The organism is Parabacteroides sp. AF18-52 (assembly GCF_003479145.1).
In the GTDB taxonomy this organism is placed as follows: Bacteria; Bacteroidota; Bacteroidia; order Bacteroidales; family Tannerellaceae; genus Parabacteroides; species Parabacteroides faecis.
Genome location: NZ_QUGR01000001.1, coordinates 433,463 through 451,688 on the forward strand (window position 1 = coordinate 433,463; position 18,226 = coordinate 451,688).

An 18,226-nucleotide genomic window follows, 5' to 3' on the forward strand; every position below is an offset into this window, starting at 1 on the left:
ATATATTGTTTTTTTTCTTTTTTCTCTCTTATCACAGATAATGTGTCGATTGAATCACATTATCATCGGAGTTAACTCCCTGTTTCTTTTGAACCCGTAAAGTTAGAAATTAAAATGGAGAATATCGGTGGGTACGATGAAATATTAACAATAAAAAAACTGACTTTCCTTTCAGGATATGAAGAATGGCAGGTTTATGTTTTCTTCCGTAGATTCGTACCGTCTCTGTGATAAACAGAAAGCAGTGAAGGTGATATATAATTATTTTCGGTTTATATCGTTAGTTGGAAAATAAACCTGTATATTTGTCACAATATTTTAAAAAACAATGACGGAAGATATAAAAAAGGCCTGTGAAGTAATGCAGGCGGGAGGGATAATTCTCTATCCGACAGATACAATCTGGGGAATTGGTTGCGATGCGACCAATGAGAAGGCCGTGCAGCGTGTGTACGAATTAAAGAAAAGAGCAGACAATAAGGCTATGCTGGTCCTGATGGATAGTTCAGCCAAATTAAATATGTACGTGAACGATATTCCGGATATTGCCTGGGATCTGATCGAAGTGGCAGATAAGCCACTGACAATCATTTATTCCAATGCGAAGAATCTGGCAAAAAACCTGTTGGCAGATGACGGTAGTGTCGGTATACGTATAACCAATGAAGAATTTTCGCGTCAGTTATGCGAACGCTTCCGTAAACCGTTGGTCTCTACTTCTGCCAATGTGAGCGGAGATCTTTCTCCAGCTAATTTCTCTGAAGTGTCCGAGGTGGTAAAGAATGGCGTCGATTACATCGTTTCTTACCGCCAGGATGATACGAGCAAGGCGCAACCGTCGAACATACTTAAGTTGGGTGCCGGAGGTCTTATTCAGGTGATCAGGTAATAATGAAAAGAAACAGACAGGCAGCAAAATACATATTATCGGATTTTGTATCGGCAGCGGTCGCCTGGTTTTTATTTAACTGGCTTCGCTATGAAGAGATGGCTGTGTATGAGGGGGCAACCTCTTTTGCTAACTATCTGAGTTATACTCCGGTTATAAAAGGACAGTTGATCATTCCGTTCTTTTGGCTGGCTTTGTATTATTTCTCGGGTTATTACAATAAATGGCTGGCCAAGTCAAGATTAACAGAGTTGTTCTCGACTTTTGTGACAGTGCTGATCGGGGTGGTATTTATTTTCTTTGTGGTGGTGTTGAATGACCTGCCGCGTTCTTTCCATGTCTATTATGAACTGTTTTTCTCTTTCTTCGGATTACAGTTTCTGATGACCTATATACCACGTCTGGTAATTACACAAAGTGGCATACGAAAGATAAAGAGCCGGAAATGGGCAACGAAAGTTTTGATTATCGGTGCAGGAAAGAGAGCAGCCCATATTGCGGGTGATCTTTATCGGCTGGGATACCATATATCAGGTTTTATCCCCGAAGACGATACGACTCCTGTACTTGTGGAAAAGAATGAGATTGCCGGAGGATTATCTGATTTGCCATCGGTCGTAACCGACAAGAAGATCGATGAACTGGTACTGGCTGCTGAAACGGAAGACGACAAAAAGCAACTTACGATCCTGTATTCGCTTTATCATTACAAATTGCCGATCAAGGTGCTGGCAGATAAGTTGAGCATGTTGTCGCAAGTGAAGATAAAGACGATCAGAGGTATCCCGTTGGTGAACGTGACAGAGAATAACCTGTCGTCGGTTGAAAAGAACATTAAGTTTGTGATGGACAAAGTATTGTCTGTATTGGTACTGTTGATACTCTCGCCGATGTATCTTTACATAACCTGGCGGGTGAAGAAAGATTCGCCAGGACCGGTGTTCTTCCGGCAGGAACGAATCGGATATATGGGGAAGCCTTTTTATATCTATAAATTCCGGACAATGTATACCGATGCGGAAGATAACGGTCCTTTGCTTTCATCGGAAAAAGACAAACGGATCACTCCGTTCGGTCATCTTTTAAGGAAATATCGGTTGGATGAGTTCCCCCAGTTCTGGAATGTACTGAAAGGCGACATGTCGATTGTCGGTCCGCGTCCGGAGAGGAAGTATTTTATCGATCAAATCGTGAAAAAAGCGCCTTATTACTATCTGTTGCATAACGTAAAGCCAGGTATAACCTCGTTGGGAATGGTGAAATACGGTTATGCCAATGATGTCGATAAGATGATAGAACGTTTAAGATATGATATATTATATTACGAAAATATGTCGTTAGTGCTGGATATAACAATTTTGATTTATACGGTGAAAACGGTGTTTACAGGTAAAGGTATTTGAAATGGCAAAAGAAGGTTTATTTTACAGGTTCCTGCTCTGGCGGGACAAGCATATAAAAGAAAAGCATTTTATTTTGGTGATCAGTTTTCTGGTCGGGATATGTACGGCTGCGTCCGCAATTATCCTGAAACAGTTAATTCATCTGATACAACATCTTCTTACCGGCAATTTCGATGTGAGCGGAGTGAACTACCTGTATCTGCTTTATCCGGTGATCGGTATATTGCTGGCAGGATTATTCGTAAAATACATCGTACGTGACGATATCAGTCATGGGGTGACAAAGATCCTGTATGCCATTTCGCAGCGTAAGAGCCGTATCAAGCCACATAACACCTGGACTTCCATTGTAGCCAGTTCGGTCACGATCGGTTTCGGTGGATCAGTAGGAGCGGAGGCCCCGATCGTATTGACGGGAGCGGCTATCGGTTCCAATCTGGGGCGTCTGTTCCGTATGGAGCAGAAGACGTTGATGCTGTTGGTTGGTTGTGGGGCTGCCGGTGCGATTGCCGGTATCTTTAAGGCCCCGATCGCGGGATTGGTATTTGTGATCGAGGTGTTATTACTCGACCTGACCATGACATCGGTGTTGCCTTTGCTGATCTCTTCAGTGACAGCGGCTACGGTTTCCTATATCTTTACAGGTACGGAGGCCATGTTTAAATTCTCGCAGACAGAAGTGTTTGAGATAGAACGTATTCCGTATGTATTATTACTGGGAGTTTTCTGTGGATTGGTTTCTTTGTATTTTACACGGGTGATGAACCGGGTGGAAGGTATGTACCGTAAACTGGGTGTTTACTGGAAGAAGTTCCTGCTGGGCGGTGTCATGCTGAGCGTTCTTATCTTCCTGTTCCCGCCGTTATACGGTGAAGGATACGATACGATCGGTTCACTGCTGAACGGACAATTTTCCCATATCATGGACAAGAGTTTGTTTTATGACCTGAATGATACTTATTGGGGAATTATCGTGTTTCTGTTCCTGATCCTGCTGACAAAGGTGTTCGCCTCCAGTGCGACTAATGCCGGTGGCGGATGTGGTGGTATTTTTGCACCTAGCTTGTACCTGGGATGTATTTCCGGTTTTCTCTTTGCACATACCTCCAATTACTTTCCGTTTACCATGTATATTTCAGAAAAGAATTTTGCCCTGCTGGGGATGGCCGGAATCATGTCGGGAGTCATGCATGCTCCGCTAACAGGTGTGTTCCTGATTGCGGAACTTACCGGTGGATACGATCTTTTCCTTCCGTTAATGATCGTTTCTATCAGCTCGTATCTGACAATTCTCATGTTTGAACCTCATAGTATCTATTCAATGCGTCTGGCACAAAAGGGCGAATTGCTTACCCATCATAAAGACCGTGCCGTCCTGACTTTGTTGAATACGGACAGTGTAATAGAGAAAGACTTTCAGGTCGTTTCACCGGAGATGTCATTGGGAGATATGGTCAAGGTGATTGCAAAGAGCGGACGAAATACATTCCCGGTTGTCGATGAAAAGGGTGTTTTGCTGGGAATTGTATTATTGGATAACATTCGCAACATTATGTTCCGTCCGGAGTTATATAACAGATTTCATGTCTCTAAGTTCATGGTATCGGCTCCGGCAAAGATACAGATCGGGACACCGATGGAACAAATCATGGGTATCTTTGACGATACGAAAGCATGGAACTTGCCGGTAGTGGATGAAGAAGGACGTTATGTCGGCTTTATGTCGAAATCAAAGATATTTAATTCATACCGCGAAGTATTGGTAGAAAACTTTTCAGGAGATTAAAAGATGGAAAAAAAAGAGTTACGGATTGTGTATATGGGCACTCCCGATTTCGCCGTGGAGAGCCTGCGTGCCTTGGTGGAAGGCGGATATAATGTAGTAGGAGTAATCACTATGCCGGATAAACCGGTCGGACGTCATGGAAGTGTCCTGCAGGCAAGTCCGGTGAAAGAATATGCTTTGTCGCAGAATCTTCCCGTGTTACAACCGGAGAAACTGAAAGATGAAGTTTTTCTCGATGCACTGCGTGCATTGAAAGCAGATTTGCAGATCGTGGTAGCTTTCCGTATGTTGCCGGAAGTTGTCTGGGATATGCCTCGTTTCGGCACATTCAATCTGCATGCTTCTTTGCTGCCGCAATACCGCGGGGCGGCTCCTATCAACTGGGCTGTGATTAACGGTGATACGGAAACAGGTGTGACAACTTTTTTCCTGACACATGAAATAGATACCGGAAAGATCATCCGCCAGAAACATCTGCCGATTGCCGATACGGATGATGTCGGTGTCGTACACGATGCTTTGATGGCCATAGGTGCCGGCCTGGTAACAGAAACGGTAGATCTGCTGCTGGAAGGGAAAGTGGATGCCGTTCCCCAGGAAGAGTTCTTTAAGGATGCGGCCGAACTGCGCCCGGCCCCGAAGATATTCAAGGATACCTGCCGGATCGATTGGAACCAGCCGTTGAAGAAGATATATGATTTTATCCGTGGTCTTTCTCCGTATCCTGCAGCATGGACAGAGCTGGTAGCTCCCGATGGAAGCCGTATGGCATTGAAAGTTTATAAGACTGAAAAGCATCCGGCTTCGCATGATCTGGTTACCGGTACGATACATACGGATGCCAAAAGCTATATCGATATCGCCGTAGAAGATGGTTACATCCGTCTGTTGGCGGTGCAATTAGCTGGTAAAAAACGGATGGAAGTAAAAGACTTCCTGAACGGATTCAAACAAATCGGGGATTATACCGTAGAATAATGATGAAAGGAACCAGACGCATTATCTATATAATACTGGGTTCTTTTTTCCTGATACTGGGAGCAATAGGCATATTCGTTCCGTTGCTCCCGACTACTCCTTTCTGGTTGCTCACTTGTTGGTTTTATATCCGGAGTTCCGAGAAGTTATACAACAGGGTGATGAGCAACCGCCATTTCGGACCTTACATCCGGAATTATTTGGTAGATAAGGCAATCCCGTTACGTTCAAAGATCATTTCCGTAGCAGTGATGTGGCTGTCTGCTATTTTTACCTCTCTTTTTCTCGTCGATATTCTTTGGGTGAAGATCCTGCTGATCCTGATCAGTATCGGAGTCAGTTGGCATATCCTGTCATTCCCTACCAAGAAATAAAACATATATGATTCGCTTCTAAAACATAGGTGTTTTGCCTTCAAACCATATATATTTTCAGAACGGACATCATACCGTTGTTTCAGAATAATAATTCTTTTCTTCTTTTCCTGTATTCACCGGGTGTTATGCCATAATGATTTTTGAACACACGTGAGAAGTAAGCATCGTCATAGAATCCTAACCGGTAAGCGATCTCTTTTATATTATATTCATTGTTGAGCAACAGAGGGAGTGCCGCATTCATTCGTAATAAAGAAATATAGTTTGCCGGAGTCGTCTGCAATGCCTTTGAAAATATCTTATGGAAGTAGTTCGGTGAGATATTACAACAATCGGCCAGTTGCTTTAAGCGAATTGGTTCGGTGAAATGTTCCTTGATATATGAAATGGCCGGTTCTATCGTATGGATAGAATAAATCTCGCGTGGAGAAGTCCATGAATGCTGCTCCAGCAAAGATACGATCATTGCCTGAATACCGGTTTGCATGCGTAATGATTCCAGAAGATATTCTCTGCCGGAGGTATGTGCGGAGGAGATCAGTATTTCTATATGGGGTAATGCCCCGGCAACCATTTCCAATGTATCTGCGAAATTAACGACTAAAGGCATTGCCAGCAGACTATGATGAAGAATTATATCTTTGGGAATGAAATGCAGCCAATGCGTAGAGAACGATTTCCTGCATTGTTGCGATACCAGTTTACTACCGTTAATAAAGTATAGATTTCCGCTTTCCAGTAGAAATTCCCCGTTTTCATCGGTAAGGAACAGTTCTCCGTCTGTGATCTGGTATAGCTTGAAACAGTTATCTATGTCCGAATGCTTTTTATTCCATGAACTGTTGCCTGAATAAGTTCCTCCGGTAAGCACATCGATTGTATGGTTTAAATGGATCATAATGTTATAGTCTGGAATAAGATTCTACAATAATAGCCAAAAATTATACAATGAGTATATAAAACGGATTATTTATTTTTGCCGGTACTAAATTCTAATTCTAACATCATGAAAACAATAGTTGGGAATCTGTATCTCTGGTGTATGATCTTGTCTTTACTGTTCAGTGGTTGTGGCCGGAAGAAAGAATGGACGGGTGGACCTCATGATGATCCGAGAAACAGACCGGAAGGTACTTCAGGAAGTAGGAGAGATGATCAGGAATAACAAATGAACCGGAAATTACTATATGAAAAATTTGAATAACTTATTATTGGGACTTGCTTTCTGTTCTTTATTATCCTGTGGGAACCAACAGAAAGAAATATATGTCACCTCCTGCCTGTTCCCGGAAGGAGTTACGGCGGATGAAAAGGCCCGTTTGGCAGCTCATGTCGTACCTTCCGACCGTCAGCTGGAATGGCAGCAGATGGAGTTTACCTGTTTCATCTGCTATGGTGTAAACACCTTTACCGATGCAGAGTGGGGAACGGGAAAAGAAGATCCGTCTGTCTTCAATCCGACAGAACTCGATGCCAGGCAATGGGCACGGACAGCGAAAGACGCGGGCATGAAAATGATTCTGCTGACCTGTAAGCATCACGATGGTTTCTGTCTATGGCCTTCGGCATATACCGATTTCTCGGTAGCATCTACTCCCTGGAAAGACGGGCAGGGTGACCTGGTTCGTGAAGTAGCTGATGCCTGTAAGGAATACGGCCTGAAGTTTGCCGTTTATCTTTCTCCCTGGGATATGAATCATCCGGATTATGGAACGGAGCAATATAATGATTATTTTGTCAACCAGCTTACAGAGTTGTTGACGCAATATGGCCGTGTTGACGAAGTATGGTTTGACGGAGCCTGTGGTGAAGGGCCGAACGGGAAAAAACAGGAATATGATTTCATGCGTTATTATGAACTGATCCGTCGCTTGCAACCTCAGGCTGTCATTGCTGTTATGGGGCCGGATGTGAGATGGGTAGGAACGGAAAGCGGTTACGGACGTGATACGGAGTGGAGTGTATTGCCGGCAGCAGTATCCAGCCTGACAGCTATTGCGGAGTCGTCCCAGCAAGAAACCGGCAGCGGTACTTTCCTGCCGGAAGGAGATAAGATGGCACAGGATTTGGGAAGCCGTACTTTATTGGCTGATGCCAGGGGAGTGATCTGGTATCCATCCGAAGTAGACGTTTCGATCCGTCCGGGTTGGTATTACCATGCATCAGAAGATACTTCGGTGAAAACGCCTCAAAAGTTGATCGATATCTATTACAGTTCGATAGGGAAGAACTCGTTGCTGCTATTGAACCTGCCTCCTGACAAACGGGGATTGATCCATGAGAATGACATTTCTTCATTAATGAATATGAAGCGGATACTGGGAAAGACATTTGAAAAGAATCTGTTGAAGAAAGCTGTTTCGTCTACCGGTGAAATCGGAGATTTGACTGATGGCAGGCTGGAAACCTATTGGCAAGGTTCCGGAAAAACAAATACGATAGAAATATCCTTTGAAGGGGAAGAGGAGTTCGACCGCCTTCTTTTACAGGAAAATATAACGGAAGGTCAACGGATCGAACGCTTTACACTGGAATGTCAGGTAGGCGATACCTGGCAAATGGTAACAGAAGGGACAACTGTCGGATATAAACGGATTCTACGGTTTGCCCCTGTCCGATGCAATAAAGTCCGTATTGTGGTTTCGGAGTCGAGAGATCTTCCTCAATTATCGGAGATCGGATTCTATAAGGCTTCTGAAGAGGAACAAAAATAATTAAATAATGATCTCCCGGTTGATTGTTCTCGTAAAGAGAACATTCACCGGGAGATTTATTTTATCGGCTCAACAATTAAATTCTTCATCGGAAGAAGGCGCGCCTTTCTCGAACTCTGTCTTTATTTGTTTCACCCATTTCCGTATCCTTTCGTTCGTTTTATCGGATTGGTTTTCTATATCTATCACCAGGCCGAGGAATTGTCCGTTTTCGACGGCTTCGGAACGGCTGAAATGGTAACCATCTATCGATGTTTTACCGATCAGGGTAGCCCCTCGTTCGGTAAATGCTCTTGCCAGAATACCGATTCCATCGGCAAAATTATCCGGATATTTCTTTTGGTCACCCAGTCCGAAGAGGGCGACTTCCTTCCCTTTCAGGTCGAGCGTTGCCAGTTCGGGGAGGGTCTCGTCCCAGTATGTCGGCAATTCTCCGTCAAACCAGGTGGATGAGCCTGCAATGATATGGTCGTATGCATTAAACTCCTTTTCATCGGAACGTTCTACCGGAATTATATCGACAATATCTTCTCCGAACGCTTCCTTTATCTTTTGGGCAACTGCAGCAGTCTTAGCTGTAGCAGTCCCGTAAAATAATCCTATCTTTTTCATTGCTTGTTTTTATTAATTGTTTCTAATCTTATCAGACCTGAACCCGTAACAAAGGATTGGTTTTGTCCTGACCAAAAGACTCTGCCACTGTATTGGCAGAGTTGTGCCATACCTATGGCAGAGTTATGCCATTACCTTGGCAGAGTCGTGCCATAATAGTGGCATTACCAGGTACTGCCTTTCTGATTATCTTAATACTCCAATAGTTCTTTAGCCGCCTTATATATCTTCTCCTCATTGGGAAGGATAGCCTTCTCGAGTATCGGATTGAATCCGACGGGGGTAAAGATCGAACCGACACGCTGTATAGGGGCATCCAGATATTGGAACAACTCAGCACCGATCATACTGGCAATTTCGGCTCCAAAACCAGAGAACACTTTGTCTTCATGTACGATCAGTACTTTACTGGTCTTTTTAACGGATTCAAAAATAGTCTCTTTATCCAACGGAATAAGCGAACGGAGATCGATCACTTCGACATTCCTGTTATGCTCTCTCTGTAACCGTTCGGCAACATTCAGGCAGAGATGAGTGGTATTACCATATGTAATAATACTCATATCGTCGCCTGCCCGGCGGATGCGTGCCTTGCCGAATGGGACTTCAAAATCATCGGGAACGACGGCAGATGCTTCAACTGCATTATATAAAGCTTTCGGTTCGAGAAACAGGGTGAAGCCTTTCGACCGCATGCTCGTCCGGAGTAAACCGGCAGCATCATCGGCAAAAGAAGGATAGACGATCCGTGCACCGGGCAACGTAGTCAGCGCCCCTTCGATAGTCTGGGAGTGATATAAACCTCCTCCGATATAACCTCCGGAAGCCAGACGAAGCGTGATGTTGGGAGTGAACCGTCCGTAGCTTCTCCAGTATTCGTGGGTACATTCCACATACTGTTCTACTGCGGGCCAGAAGTAATCGGCAAATTCGGCCCCTTCTATTACAACATGGATTTTAGGATCGAAACGGCACATGCCATTAGCCGTACCGACGATATAGTCTTCGGCAATCGGGGCATTGAAGACACGGGCATCGCCGAACTCTTGCTGCATTCCTTTTGAGATATTGAAAACGCCGCCTTTCTCTTTGTTGGCAATATCCTGTCCCCAGATAAACGTGTCCGGGTTGTGACGGAATTCTGCTTTCAGTGTTTTGTTGATGGCGGTGACCAATGTTTCTTTTTCTCCGTTTTCATCGTGTATGCCGTCCGTATATTTGGTAGGGATATAAGGCTCGGGCAAAACAAAGTCAGTGACTGTGGCAGGATCCGGATCGGGTGCGGCCAATGCTTTCCGGTTGGCTGCGCTCAGGTCTTTCTTTGCTTTGTCTTCTATCTCCTTCAGTTCTTCTTCCGTAAATCGTTTGTAACGGAGAAGCATACGGCGGAATTTGTACAAAGGATCGGCTGCCTTTACATAGTTCAGCTCGTTTTCATCGCGGTATAAAGTATGTTTATCCGAATTGGAATGTGAACCGATACGGACGCAGTTTGCCTGTACGATTACCGGTGTACGGTTCAGGGCATATTCTTTTGCTTCCGTCATGGCATTCATGGAGTCGAATACGTCCTTACCGTTACAATGGATAATCTTCAGGTTTTTGAAACCGGAGAAGTTGTCGGCCACCTTTCGGTTAGCTGTCTGATCCTCCTTCGGAACAGAAATGCCGTAACCGTTGTCCTGAATAACAAAGATAACCGGCAGGCGTTCCGTGCTGGCACCGTTTATCGCTTCATACACGAAACCTTCGGAAGTGGCGGATTCACCGTGGGAAGTGATAGCAACTCCTTTGTGTTTGTAGTAAACCATCGCACGTCCGACACCAGCCGCATGCAGGTCGTGTGTACCTGTTGCGGAAGAGATATTTTCTATGTTCCACTCCGTTTTGGCGAAATGGTTCGACATATGCCGTCCGGCACCAGTCAGGTCGGTCGCCTTAGAGATACCGTTCAGTATAATTTCTTCCGGAGTCATTCCGGCCGATAATACCGTGAGCATGTCCCGGTAATAGGGGAACAGGAAATCTTCTCCCTTTTTGAAAACCTGCCCGATCGCAAGTTGAATCCCGTCATGTCCGGCGTATGGAGCATGATATGACCAACCTAACGATTGTAGCAGGTAGGCAGGGGCCTTTTCGTCGAGAGCCCGGCCAAGTGTCATCAGATAGAACCACTTTTTCAGGGTTTCTTTATCCGTAGTCTTTATATCGTACTTTTTCATGTTTGAGTAATTTAATTATTAAAGATTCCAGTTTTCCAGATAATCGGCAATGTAGCGCAGGAAAGCACCGCCCAAAGCACCGTTGATAAGACGATGGTCGTATGACAGGGACAGATACATCTTATGGCGTATTCCGATCGTGTCGCCTTCAGGTGTTTCAATGACAGCCGGTTTCTTTTCTATATAACCGACACCCAGGATGGCCACCTGCGGTTGATTGATGATCGGAGTGGCAAACAGGTTCTTGAATGTACCGAAGTTAGTGATCGTGAAAGTTCCTCCTTGTATATCATCCGGCGCAAGTTTATTGGCACGTGCTTTATTGGCCAGAGAATCGATGGCAACGGCAAGGCCGTTCAGATTCAGCTTGTCGGCATCACGTACGACCGGGACAATCAGGTTGCCGTCATCCAGTGAAACTGCTATTCCTACATTGATATGCTTTTTCAGAATGATCTGATAGCCGTTGACAGAGGCGTTAACCTGCGGAAATTCGGCTAGAGCTTTAGCTGTCGCTTCCGTGATGGCCGGCATATAGGTCAGACTGATACCTTCGCGTTTCCGGAATGCATCCTTTGTGCGGGAGCGCCATTGAACCAGTTTGGTTACATCTACTTCCACAACCGTTGTGACATGAGGTGAGACGTTCTTCGACATGACCATATGATCAGCAATGATCCGGCCGACACGATCCATCTCGACTATTTTGTCCTCGCCGTTTGCCGATACGGGTACTGACGGAGCAGAAGCCGGAGCGGATGGGGCAGAAGTAACCGGAGTTGCTGAAGCTGCTTTGCTATGTGGAGCAGCTTCCGGTTTGCTGGCCGGTACAGCTTGTGAGGGCTGCTGCGCTTGCGTTCCCGAAGCGGTATTCTTCTTTCCGGATAGGTAATCTTTCATATCTTTTTTGCTCAAACGTCCCATGTAACCTGTTCCGGGAATCTGATCCAGTTCCTCTTGCGACAAATTGGCTTCGCGGGCCATTTGGAGTACGACAGGCGAATACCATCTCCCGTCTTCCTGGGCGGCTTGTGCTTTAGGCACCGGTGCCGAAGATATCGTGTTGCTATTCCCGGCAGGAGCAGCGGCTGTCGTTCCTTTTTCAACTTTTTGTTCTGAAGCTGTATGATCGGGTGCATCCTCTTCTTCCGAACCTTCCAGCAGGATTATTGCAACTGTTGTACCTACTGCAACCGTGTCACCTTCCTGGAATAATATTTCAAGTACTTTTCCGGCAACGGGGGAAGGTATTTCCGCACTGACCTTTGCCGTACTTACTTCGAAAAGTACATCGTCTTCTTTGATGAAATCACCTGTTTTTACAGACCAGGAAATAATGGTTCCTTCTGTAATACTTTCGCCCAGTTTGGGCATTTTTATTTCGAATGTAGCCATAGTATAATTAATTTATTTCTTTTTGTTATCGCCGGATAAATAAATCGACCGTGAATATTTCGGTCTGTTCTATTGTTATAATGGAACAAGGAAGAGATACGGAAAGTTCTATATTACAGGGTGTAAGTATTGAATATCCAGTTTTCGTCAGCATATTTTTTATTCCTTAACAACCGAATCTCCTCCAGGTCCTGGTCTGTGAATTTGTATGGTCGGAAGGCTGTGCTGCGCGCAGAGAAATAAGCCAGCAAAGACTGCTTGAATTTGTCGATGGTGATGGGGACAGGCAGTTTGCCGCACAGATTGGTCACCGGACTTTTTACCGACGGAACGAAATAGGGACGGGCTGCCGTATCATGTCCGGTAGTATATTCTATCGATGGACAAAGCACATGTTCGAGCGTTTCCAGATCGGTGGAAAACAAAAGAGTGGCATGGTGCAGCATCCTCCGTTTATGGATGGCTTGTGCGCTACCGGATACTTTCAGACCGTCAATAGTCAAGCCCTGTCTGTCGTCGGAGCAGGCATGCAAACCGTAAGTCTCCAGGAAATCTATGATGCTGTTGGTAAATCCGGTCGGGCGGATCTGACTGCTGTTTTCTATAAAAGAAAGGTTCAGATTGCCCATGTCGTGATATACGGCACCTCCGCCGGAGTAACGGCGCGCCAGTTTTATTTGCTTTTGTCCGGCATATTCAAGATCTGCTTCCGCCCATATATTTTGATATTTACCGATAACAACGGCCGGTTCATTCTGCCATAACATGAAAATGTCTTCAGAGAAATTCTTCAGAAGATACTCTTCTGCTGCCAGATTGAACCAGGCGTCTGTATGGGGGTTATGAATGCAGAGCATTACATATATAAACTTTCGTGAATGACTTCCCCGACTGTCGGATGGGGAAAGATATTCTTTTTGAACTCTTCCGTCGTGAAACCGTTTTCGATAGCGATACCGGCTGTAATAATGATTTCGGAAGCGGGGTTTCCCAGCAGTTGGCAACCGATGATACGGTCGTCCGTATCGGTGATCAGTTTGCATAAGCCGGTGATTCCTTCGTTCTCTGCCATAAAACGGCCGGAATAGGTCATCGGTATCTTTACTACATTATATATATTGCCGGCAGCCAGCAACTCTTCTTCCGTTTTCCCGACACTGGCGACTTCCGGATTGGTGTAAACGACAGCCGGAATCGCATTATAACTCATCCGGTCGTCATGTCCCAGCAAATGATTGATGGCAACTTCCGCTTCCCTGTATGCCGTATGGGCCAGCATGGAGAAACCGGTGACGTCTCCGCAGGCATAGACATTGGGGTGGGAGGTTTGCATGTATTCATTTACTTTTACGCCGTTCCGCAAGAGTTCGATGCCTAGGGTTTCAAGACCCAGATTCGCTGTATTGGCTTTTCGTCCGACACTGACCAGTATTTTATCTGCTTCGATCGTTTCCGTCTTTCCGTCTTTTTCAACGATCACGCTGTCGGAAGTGACTTCAATAACCTTGGTTTCAAGAAAGAACTCAACACCTCTTTTGGTGTATTCTGCCCGGAGCATGGCGGATATTTCCTTATCCATCGCACCGAGTATTTCGGGCATCATCTCAATGACTTTCACTTTTACACCCATGCTGTTAAAAAAGGAGGCAAATTCCATGCCGATCACTCCGCCGCCAATAATGGCAACCGAACGGGGTAGTTCTTTTATGCCCAGAGCTTCTCTCGATGTCCAGTAGGCAATATCCGACAGTCCTTTTATCGGTGGAATGACGGTTTCCGAACCGGTACAGAGCAAAATGCTTTTTACCGCAAATACTTCTTCACCGCATTGGATCAGGATGTATCCCTCTTCTTCTCCCCGGATCAAAGCTTCACCCTGCACGATTGTTACACCGTTCCCGTTCAATTTGGCTTTCACGCCCAGCGTCAGTTTCTTTACGGTCTTATTTTTTCGTGCGATGATCTTACCGAGGTCGAACCCCGGGTTATCATCTGCCTGTATTCCATATTTGGAGGCACTCTTTATGCTATCCAGTATTTTTGCTGAATATAATAATGTCTTGGTAGGAATACAACCTTCGTTCAGGCAGACTCCGCCAATGGCATTCTTTTCAAAGAGTATTGTTTTTAATCCATTCTCGGCGGCCCGTTCACCGGCTGTATAGCCGGCGGGACCTCCTCCGATAATGGCTATGTCATATTTCATAACCTTTCGTTTTAATTATTCAAAAGTAAGGAAACGTTCTCCCATCGGGTCGAATTCTTTTCCTCCCGGTCCTTCGGTCGGTGTACCGAACGGCATTTGTGCGATCAGCTTCCAGTTCGGGTCGAGTTTCCATTCATTTTGCACCATTTCATCGATCAACGGATTGTAATGTTGCAGGGAAGCACCCAGACCGGCATCTTCCAGCATCGTCCAGATAGCAAACTGGTGCATAGCGGAAGTTTGTTGCGACCAGATTGGGAAATTATCTTTGTAGGTCGGAAAAGCTTTCTGTAAGTTTTCTACTACTGCCATATCTTCAAAGTATAAAATGGTTCCGTACCCGCAGTCGAAGCTGGTATTGATCTTTGCAAGCGTTTTTTCAAATGCTTCTGCCGGAACAATCGCTTTTAATGCTTCTTTTGTGATATCCCAGAACTTCTTATGGTTCTTTCCTAAAAGAAGAACGATCCGTGACGATTGCGAGTTGAAAGCGGAAGGTACGTTTTTCACTGCAAATGCGATGATCTCTTTAATCTCATTGTCTGAAATAGGAGAGCTGTTAGTGATGTGATAGTATGTTCTCCTGTGTTCTACTGCTTCTTTAAAATTTCTAGCCATTTTTACGTAAGTATTTATGTTTATTATTATTAGTAAAACCAATAAAGTTGTATTTTTGTTGCACGGGAGTATATATGTAAGTATAGGTGAAATTTATCGGAGATTTGTATGGTAGAATCAAAAATAATATTTACCTTTGCGCCCTGTAAAGAGAGAAACTCTATTAGAATCTTCGTTCTGATCATGATGCTAGTTCGGAAGGGAAGACAGATAGCAGGAGTTGTAATTAATTTATTGCGTTAATAAAAAAAGAAGATAGCAATGTCTAAAATTTGTCAAATTACCGGAAAGAAAGCAATGGTTGGCAACAACGTTTCTCACTCTAAGAGAAGAACGAAACGTAAGTTTGATGTTAACCTGTTTACTAAAAAGTTCTACTGGGTAGAACAAGATTGTTGGGTTAGCCTGAATATTTCAGCCGCAGGCTTGCGTACTATCAATAAGCTTGGCTTAGATGCAGCAATTAAAAAAGCAGCTGAAAAAGGTTATTTAAACGCTTAATTTGGAGGAAAAGAAAAAATGGCAAAGAAAGCAAAAGGTAACAGAGTTCAGGTAATCATGGAATGTACTGAACACAAAGAAAGTGGTATGCCGGGTACATCCAGATACATCACTACAAAGAATAGAAAAAATACAACTCAGAGATTGGAACTGATGAAGTACAATCCGATTCTGAAGAAGATGACTTTACACAAAGAAATTAAGTAATAGGAGATTTTAAACGATGGCAAAAAAAGCAGTTGCAACATTTAAGAAAGGTGACGGCCGTACTTATTCAAAAGTAATCAAAATGGTTAAGTCTCCGAAAACTGGTGCTTACATCTTCCAGGAAGAAATGATTCCTAACGAAGCAGTAAAAGATTATTTCGCGAAATAATCTTTCGTAATAAGAGATATAAAAAAGAGGTTCTTCGTCACGAAGGACCTCTTTTTTGTTTTCATATTTAGTATGTTACTTTTGGCTTGATCTTTTGGTTACTTTTCTATCAAGAGAAAAGTAACGGAGATTATAATGGATAGAATCAAATATTTTTTTACTTTTGTATGGGCGTTGACGATGCGTCACTAAATAATGTACAATAATAAAATTAATAATATAAACAATTAAGAACCATGAGATTTGATGTATCCAGCACTGCGCTGTTATCCCGTTTGCAGTCTATCAGCAAAGTTATTGCGTCTAAGAACTCTTTACCGATCCTCGACAGTTTCCTGTTCGACCTTGATGGTAATAAACTGACTATAACAGCTTCGGATGCTGAAACACGTCTGGTTACTTCTGTTGAAGTGATGAATGCAAAAGGAACCGGACTTTTCGCCGTTTCTGCCAAGATCCTGCTCGATCCTCTGAAAGAACTGCCGGAACAACCGCTAACTTTTGATATCAACGACGAGAATCTGGAGATCTTTATTCATTTCCAGAACGGTAAATACAATTTCATCGGTCAGAAAGGGGATACTTATCCGCAACAAAAACCGTTGAACGATAATGCGATCGCCATTACTGTAGATTCACAGATGTTGCTGAATGGTATCAGCCGATCTCTTTTTGCTACGGCAGACGATGAACTTCGTCCGGTTATGAATGGTATCTATTTTGATATCCATACGGATGACCTGACATTTGTGGCATCAGACGGACATAAATTGGTGCGTTTGCGTAACCTGTCGGTGAAATCACCGGAAAGAGCTTCCTTTATATTACCGAAGAAACCGGCTAACCTGTTAAAGAATCTGCTGGGTAAGGAAACTGAAATGGTTAATATCAAGTTCGACGACAACAATGCTTATGTGAATTGTACAAACTTTGAAATGGTTTGCCGCCTGATCGAAGGTCGTTATCCGAATTATAACAGTGTAATTCCACAAGATAATCCGTTCAAGGTAACGATTGACCGTGTATCCTTCCTGAATGCTTTGAAGCGTGTTTCTGTTTTCTCTAATCCGGCAAGCAGCCTGGTTAAGTTGCAGTTGAAGGAGAGTGAAATGGTCGTATCTGCACAGGATATAGATTTTTCTACTTCCGCAGAAGAAAAGATCGTTTGCCAGTTCGACGGGACAGAACTGAATATCGGTTTCAAGGCAACCTATCTGATTGAAATATTAAGTAATATCAATTCGGAAGAAGTAATTCTTGAATTGGCAGACCCCTCACGTGCCGGTCTGATCGTTCCTGCAGAAAATGAAGAGAACGAAGACCAACTGATGCTGCTTATGCCAATGATGTTGAATGACTAATAAATAAAAAATGCAATTAAATCTGAGAAACCCGTTAGTCTTCTTCGACCTGGAGACTACGGGTATAAATATTGTTAAAGACCGTATCGTTGAAATCTCTTTTGTAAAGGTTCACCCTAACGGCAAAGAAGAGTGTAAGACGAGACGTATCAACCCGGAAATGCCCATTCCACCGGAATCGACGGCGATCCACGGTATTACGGATGAAGACGTAAAAGACTGCCCCACTTTTAAAGAGATAGCCAAATCGCTGGCAGCACAGATCGAAGGCTGTGATTTGGCCGGATATAATTCCAACCGCTTCGATATTCCTTTACTGGTTGAAGAATTCCTTCGTGCCGGAGTGGATATTGATCTGAACAAGCGCAAGTTTGTCGATGTACAGACTATTTTCCATAAGATGGAACAGCGCACACTTTCTGCCGCCTATAAGTTTTATTGCGATAAGAGCCTGGAGAATGCCCATACCGCAGAAGCTGATACAATGGCGACTTATGAGATATTAAAAGCACAACTTGATCGTTATCCGGATGATTTGCAGAATGATATAGAATTTCTTTCCAAATATTCCAGCTTCACCAATAATGTGGATTTTGCAGGCCGTATGGTTTACAATGAAGATGGTAAAGAAACCATCAATTTCGGTAAATACAAAGGAAAACTGGTAGAAGAAGTGTTGAAGAACGACCCGGGATATTATTCCTGGATCATGAATGGCGATTTCCCGTTGAATACGAAGAAAGTGCTTACCGAAATCAAATTGAGAGGTTTTAATTCGAAATAACAGC

19 protein-coding genes are annotated in these 18,226 nt (G+C 44.0%); 12 read left to right on the forward strand and 7 right to left on the reverse strand.

The features are described 5' to 3' along the window. Window positions 1-328: 328 nt before the first annotated feature. The 5 genes from DWX23_RS01770 to DWX23_RS01790 are packed head-to-tail and all read left to right on the forward strand — an operon-like array spanning window position 329 to window position 5,430. Window positions 329-889 carry an L-threonylcarbamoyladenylate synthase gene (locus DWX23_RS01770; protein ID WP_122373174.1) on the forward strand — a complete coding sequence of 187 codons (561 nt, stop codon included), beginning with the start codon at window positions 329-331 and terminating at the stop codon, window positions 887-889. A gap of 2 nt (window positions 890-891) precedes the next feature. After that, window positions 892-2,292: a sugar transferase gene (locus tag DWX23_RS01775; RefSeq protein ID WP_122373175.1), complete on the forward strand. Its 1,401-nt coding sequence runs from the start codon at window positions 892-894 to the stop codon at window positions 2,290-2,292. 1 nt (window position 2,293) lies between these two features. Beyond that, the gene (locus DWX23_RS01780; protein WP_122354461.1) at window positions 2,294-4,078 is read left to right on the forward strand and encodes a chloride channel protein; all 1,785 of its coding nucleotides are present in this window, start codon (window positions 2,294-2,296) and stop codon (window positions 4,076-4,078) included. A 3-nt stretch (window positions 4,079-4,081) separates the two neighbouring features. Continuing rightward, the gene (fmt, locus tag DWX23_RS01785) at window positions 4,082-5,056 is read left to right on the forward strand and encodes a methionyl-tRNA formyltransferase (protein ID WP_122373176.1); all 975 of its coding nucleotides are present in this window, start codon (window positions 4,082-4,084) and stop codon (window positions 5,054-5,056) included. A gap of 2 nt (window positions 5,057-5,058) precedes the next feature. Beyond that, on the forward strand, window positions 5,059-5,430 hold the full coding sequence (locus tag DWX23_RS01790) for a YbaN family protein (RefSeq protein WP_122373478.1): 372 nt from the start codon (window positions 5,059-5,061) through the stop codon (window positions 5,428-5,430). Between the two features lie 82 nt (window positions 5,431-5,512). Here DWX23_RS01790 and DWX23_RS01795 read toward each other — a convergent pair whose 3' ends face one another. Further along, complete coding sequence (locus DWX23_RS01795) at window positions 5,513-6,331, reverse strand: AraC family transcriptional regulator (RefSeq protein WP_122373177.1); 819 nt, start codon at window positions 6,329-6,331, stop codon at window positions 5,513-5,515. 108 nt (window positions 6,332-6,439) lie between these two features. On the opposite strand from DWX23_RS01795, the gene DWX23_RS24840 reads away from it, so the two are divergent. Together DWX23_RS24840 and DWX23_RS01800 are read left to right on the forward strand one after the other, a co-directional pair. After that, window positions 6,440-6,598, forward strand: a complete 159-nt coding sequence (locus DWX23_RS24840) for a hypothetical protein (RefSeq protein WP_158607039.1) — start codon at window positions 6,440-6,442, stop codon at window positions 6,596-6,598. A 22-nt stretch (window positions 6,599-6,620) separates the two neighbouring features. Continuing rightward, window positions 6,621-8,147, forward strand: a complete 1,527-nt coding sequence (locus tag DWX23_RS01800) for an alpha-L-fucosidase (protein ID WP_122373178.1) — start codon at window positions 6,621-6,623, stop codon at window positions 8,145-8,147. Window positions 8,148-8,216: 69 nt separating this feature from the next. Here the strand turns inward: DWX23_RS01800 and DWX23_RS01805 are convergent, their stop codons facing one another. The 6 genes from DWX23_RS01805 to DWX23_RS01830 all read right to left on the reverse strand — a co-directional run bounded on the left by DWX23_RS01805 (window position 8,217) and on the right by DWX23_RS01830 (window position 15,200). Continuing rightward, window positions 8,217-8,759: a flavodoxin gene (locus tag DWX23_RS01805; protein ID WP_122373179.1), complete on the reverse strand. Its 543-nt coding sequence runs from the start codon at window positions 8,757-8,759 to the stop codon at window positions 8,217-8,219. 191 nt (window positions 8,760-8,950) lie between these two features. Next, the gene (locus tag DWX23_RS01810) at window positions 8,951-10,981 is read right to left on the reverse strand and encodes a thiamine pyrophosphate-dependent enzyme (protein ID WP_122373180.1); all 2,031 of its coding nucleotides are present in this window, start codon (window positions 10,979-10,981) and stop codon (window positions 8,951-8,953) included. A gap of 18 nt (window positions 10,982-10,999) precedes the next feature. After that, window positions 11,000-12,376 (reverse strand): dihydrolipoamide acetyltransferase family protein, encoded by a 1,377-nt coding sequence (locus tag DWX23_RS01815; protein WP_122373181.1) that lies wholly within the window; start codon window positions 12,374-12,376, stop codon window positions 11,000-11,002. A 113-nt stretch (window positions 12,377-12,489) separates the two neighbouring features. Then, the gene (locus tag DWX23_RS01820; protein ID WP_122373182.1) at window positions 12,490-13,233 is read right to left on the reverse strand and encodes a biotin/lipoate A/B protein ligase family protein; all 744 of its coding nucleotides are present in this window, start codon (window positions 13,231-13,233) and stop codon (window positions 12,490-12,492) included. After that, on the reverse strand, window positions 13,233-14,582 hold the full coding sequence (gene lpdA / locus DWX23_RS01825) for a dihydrolipoyl dehydrogenase (protein ID WP_122373183.1): 1,350 nt from the start codon (window positions 14,580-14,582) through the stop codon (window positions 13,233-13,235). Before lpdA ends, DWX23_RS01820 begins: the two co-directional genes overlap by 1 nt. A gap of 15 nt (window positions 14,583-14,597) precedes the next feature. Next, window positions 14,598-15,200 carry a nitroreductase family protein gene (locus DWX23_RS01830; protein ID WP_122373184.1) on the reverse strand — a complete coding sequence of 201 codons (603 nt, stop codon included), beginning with the start codon at window positions 15,198-15,200 and terminating at the stop codon, window positions 14,598-14,600. Window positions 15,201-15,461: 261 nt separating this feature from the next. On the opposite strand from DWX23_RS01830, the gene rpmB reads away from it, so the two are divergent. The 5 genes from rpmB to DWX23_RS01855 all read left to right on the forward strand — a co-directional run bounded on the left by rpmB (window position 15,462) and on the right by DWX23_RS01855 (window position 18,222). Next, entirely contained in the window at window positions 15,462-15,701 is a 240-nt protein-coding gene (rpmB, locus tag DWX23_RS01835) for a 50S ribosomal protein L28 (RefSeq protein ID WP_005638129.1), read from the forward strand. Between the two features lie 18 nt (window positions 15,702-15,719). Next, window positions 15,720-15,908: a 50S ribosomal protein L33 gene (rpmG, locus tag DWX23_RS01840; RefSeq protein WP_007657199.1), complete on the forward strand. Its 189-nt coding sequence runs from the start codon at window positions 15,720-15,722 to the stop codon at window positions 15,906-15,908. A gap of 16 nt (window positions 15,909-15,924) precedes the next feature. After that, on the forward strand, window positions 15,925-16,077 hold the full coding sequence (locus tag DWX23_RS01845) for a DUF4295 domain-containing protein (protein WP_005638125.1): 153 nt from the start codon (window positions 15,925-15,927) through the stop codon (window positions 16,075-16,077). 236 nt (window positions 16,078-16,313) lie between these two features. After that, window positions 16,314-17,438 carry a DNA polymerase III subunit beta gene (dnaN, locus tag DWX23_RS01850; protein WP_122354451.1) on the forward strand — a complete coding sequence of 375 codons (1,125 nt, stop codon included), beginning with the start codon at window positions 16,314-16,316 and terminating at the stop codon, window positions 17,436-17,438. 10 nt (window positions 17,439-17,448) lie between these two features. Beyond that, a complete protein-coding gene (locus tag DWX23_RS01855) occupies window positions 17,449-18,222 on the forward strand; it encodes a 3'-5' exonuclease (protein WP_122373185.1) in 774 nt (257 codons plus the stop codon). Window positions 18,223-18,226: the final 4 nt, after the last annotated feature.

Coding starts and splice junctions, on each gene's coding strand:
- DWX23_RS01770 (WP_122373174.1), top strand. CDS start 329: ATGACGGAAGATATAAAAAAGGCCTGTGAAGTAATGCAGGCGGGAGGG.
- DWX23_RS01775 (WP_122373175.1), top strand. CDS start 892: ATGAAAAGAAACAGACAGGCAGCAAAATACATATTATCGGATTTTGTA.
- DWX23_RS01780 (WP_122354461.1), top strand. CDS start 2,294: ATGGCAAAAGAAGGTTTATTTTACAGGTTCCTGCTCTGGCGGGACAAG.
- fmt (WP_122373176.1), top strand. CDS start 4,082: ATGGAAAAAAAAGAGTTACGGATTGTGTATATGGGCACTCCCGATTTC.
- DWX23_RS01790 (WP_122373478.1), top strand. CDS start 5,059: ATGAAAGGAACCAGACGCATTATCTATATAATACTGGGTTCTTTTTTC.
- DWX23_RS01795 (WP_122373177.1), bottom strand. CDS start 6,331: ATGATCCATTTAAACCATACAATCGATGTGCTTACCGGAGGAACTTAT.
- DWX23_RS24840 (WP_158607039.1), top strand. CDS start 6,440: ATGAAAACAATAGTTGGGAATCTGTATCTCTGGTGTATGATCTTGTCT.
- DWX23_RS01800 (WP_122373178.1), top strand. CDS start 6,621: ATGAAAAATTTGAATAACTTATTATTGGGACTTGCTTTCTGTTCTTTA.
- DWX23_RS01805 (WP_122373179.1), bottom strand. CDS start 8,759: ATGAAAAAGATAGGATTATTTTACGGGACTGCTACAGCTAAGACTGCT.
- DWX23_RS01810 (WP_122373180.1), bottom strand. CDS start 10,981: ATGAAAAAGTACGATATAAAGACTACGGATAAAGAAACCCTGAAAAAG.
- DWX23_RS01815 (WP_122373181.1), bottom strand. CDS start 12,376: ATGGCTACATTCGAAATAAAAATGCCCAAACTGGGCGAAAGTATTACA.
- DWX23_RS01820 (WP_122373182.1), bottom strand. CDS start 13,233: ATGCTCTGCATTCATAACCCCCATACAGACGCCTGGTTCAATCTGGCA.
- lpdA (WP_122373183.1), bottom strand. CDS start 14,582: ATGAAATATGACATAGCCATTATCGGAGGAGGTCCCGCCGGCTATACA.
- DWX23_RS01830 (WP_122373184.1), bottom strand. CDS start 15,200: ATGGCTAGAAATTTTAAAGAAGCAGTAGAACACAGGAGAACATACTAT.
- rpmB (WP_005638129.1), top strand. CDS start 15,462: ATGTCTAAAATTTGTCAAATTACCGGAAAGAAAGCAATGGTTGGCAAC.
- rpmG (WP_007657199.1), top strand. CDS start 15,720: ATGGCAAAGAAAGCAAAAGGTAACAGAGTTCAGGTAATCATGGAATGT.
- DWX23_RS01845 (WP_005638125.1), top strand. CDS start 15,925: ATGGCAAAAAAAGCAGTTGCAACATTTAAGAAAGGTGACGGCCGTACT.
- dnaN (WP_122354451.1), top strand. CDS start 16,314: ATGAGATTTGATGTATCCAGCACTGCGCTGTTATCCCGTTTGCAGTCT.
- DWX23_RS01855 (WP_122373185.1), top strand. CDS start 17,449: ATGCAATTAAATCTGAGAAACCCGTTAGTCTTCTTCGACCTGGAGACT.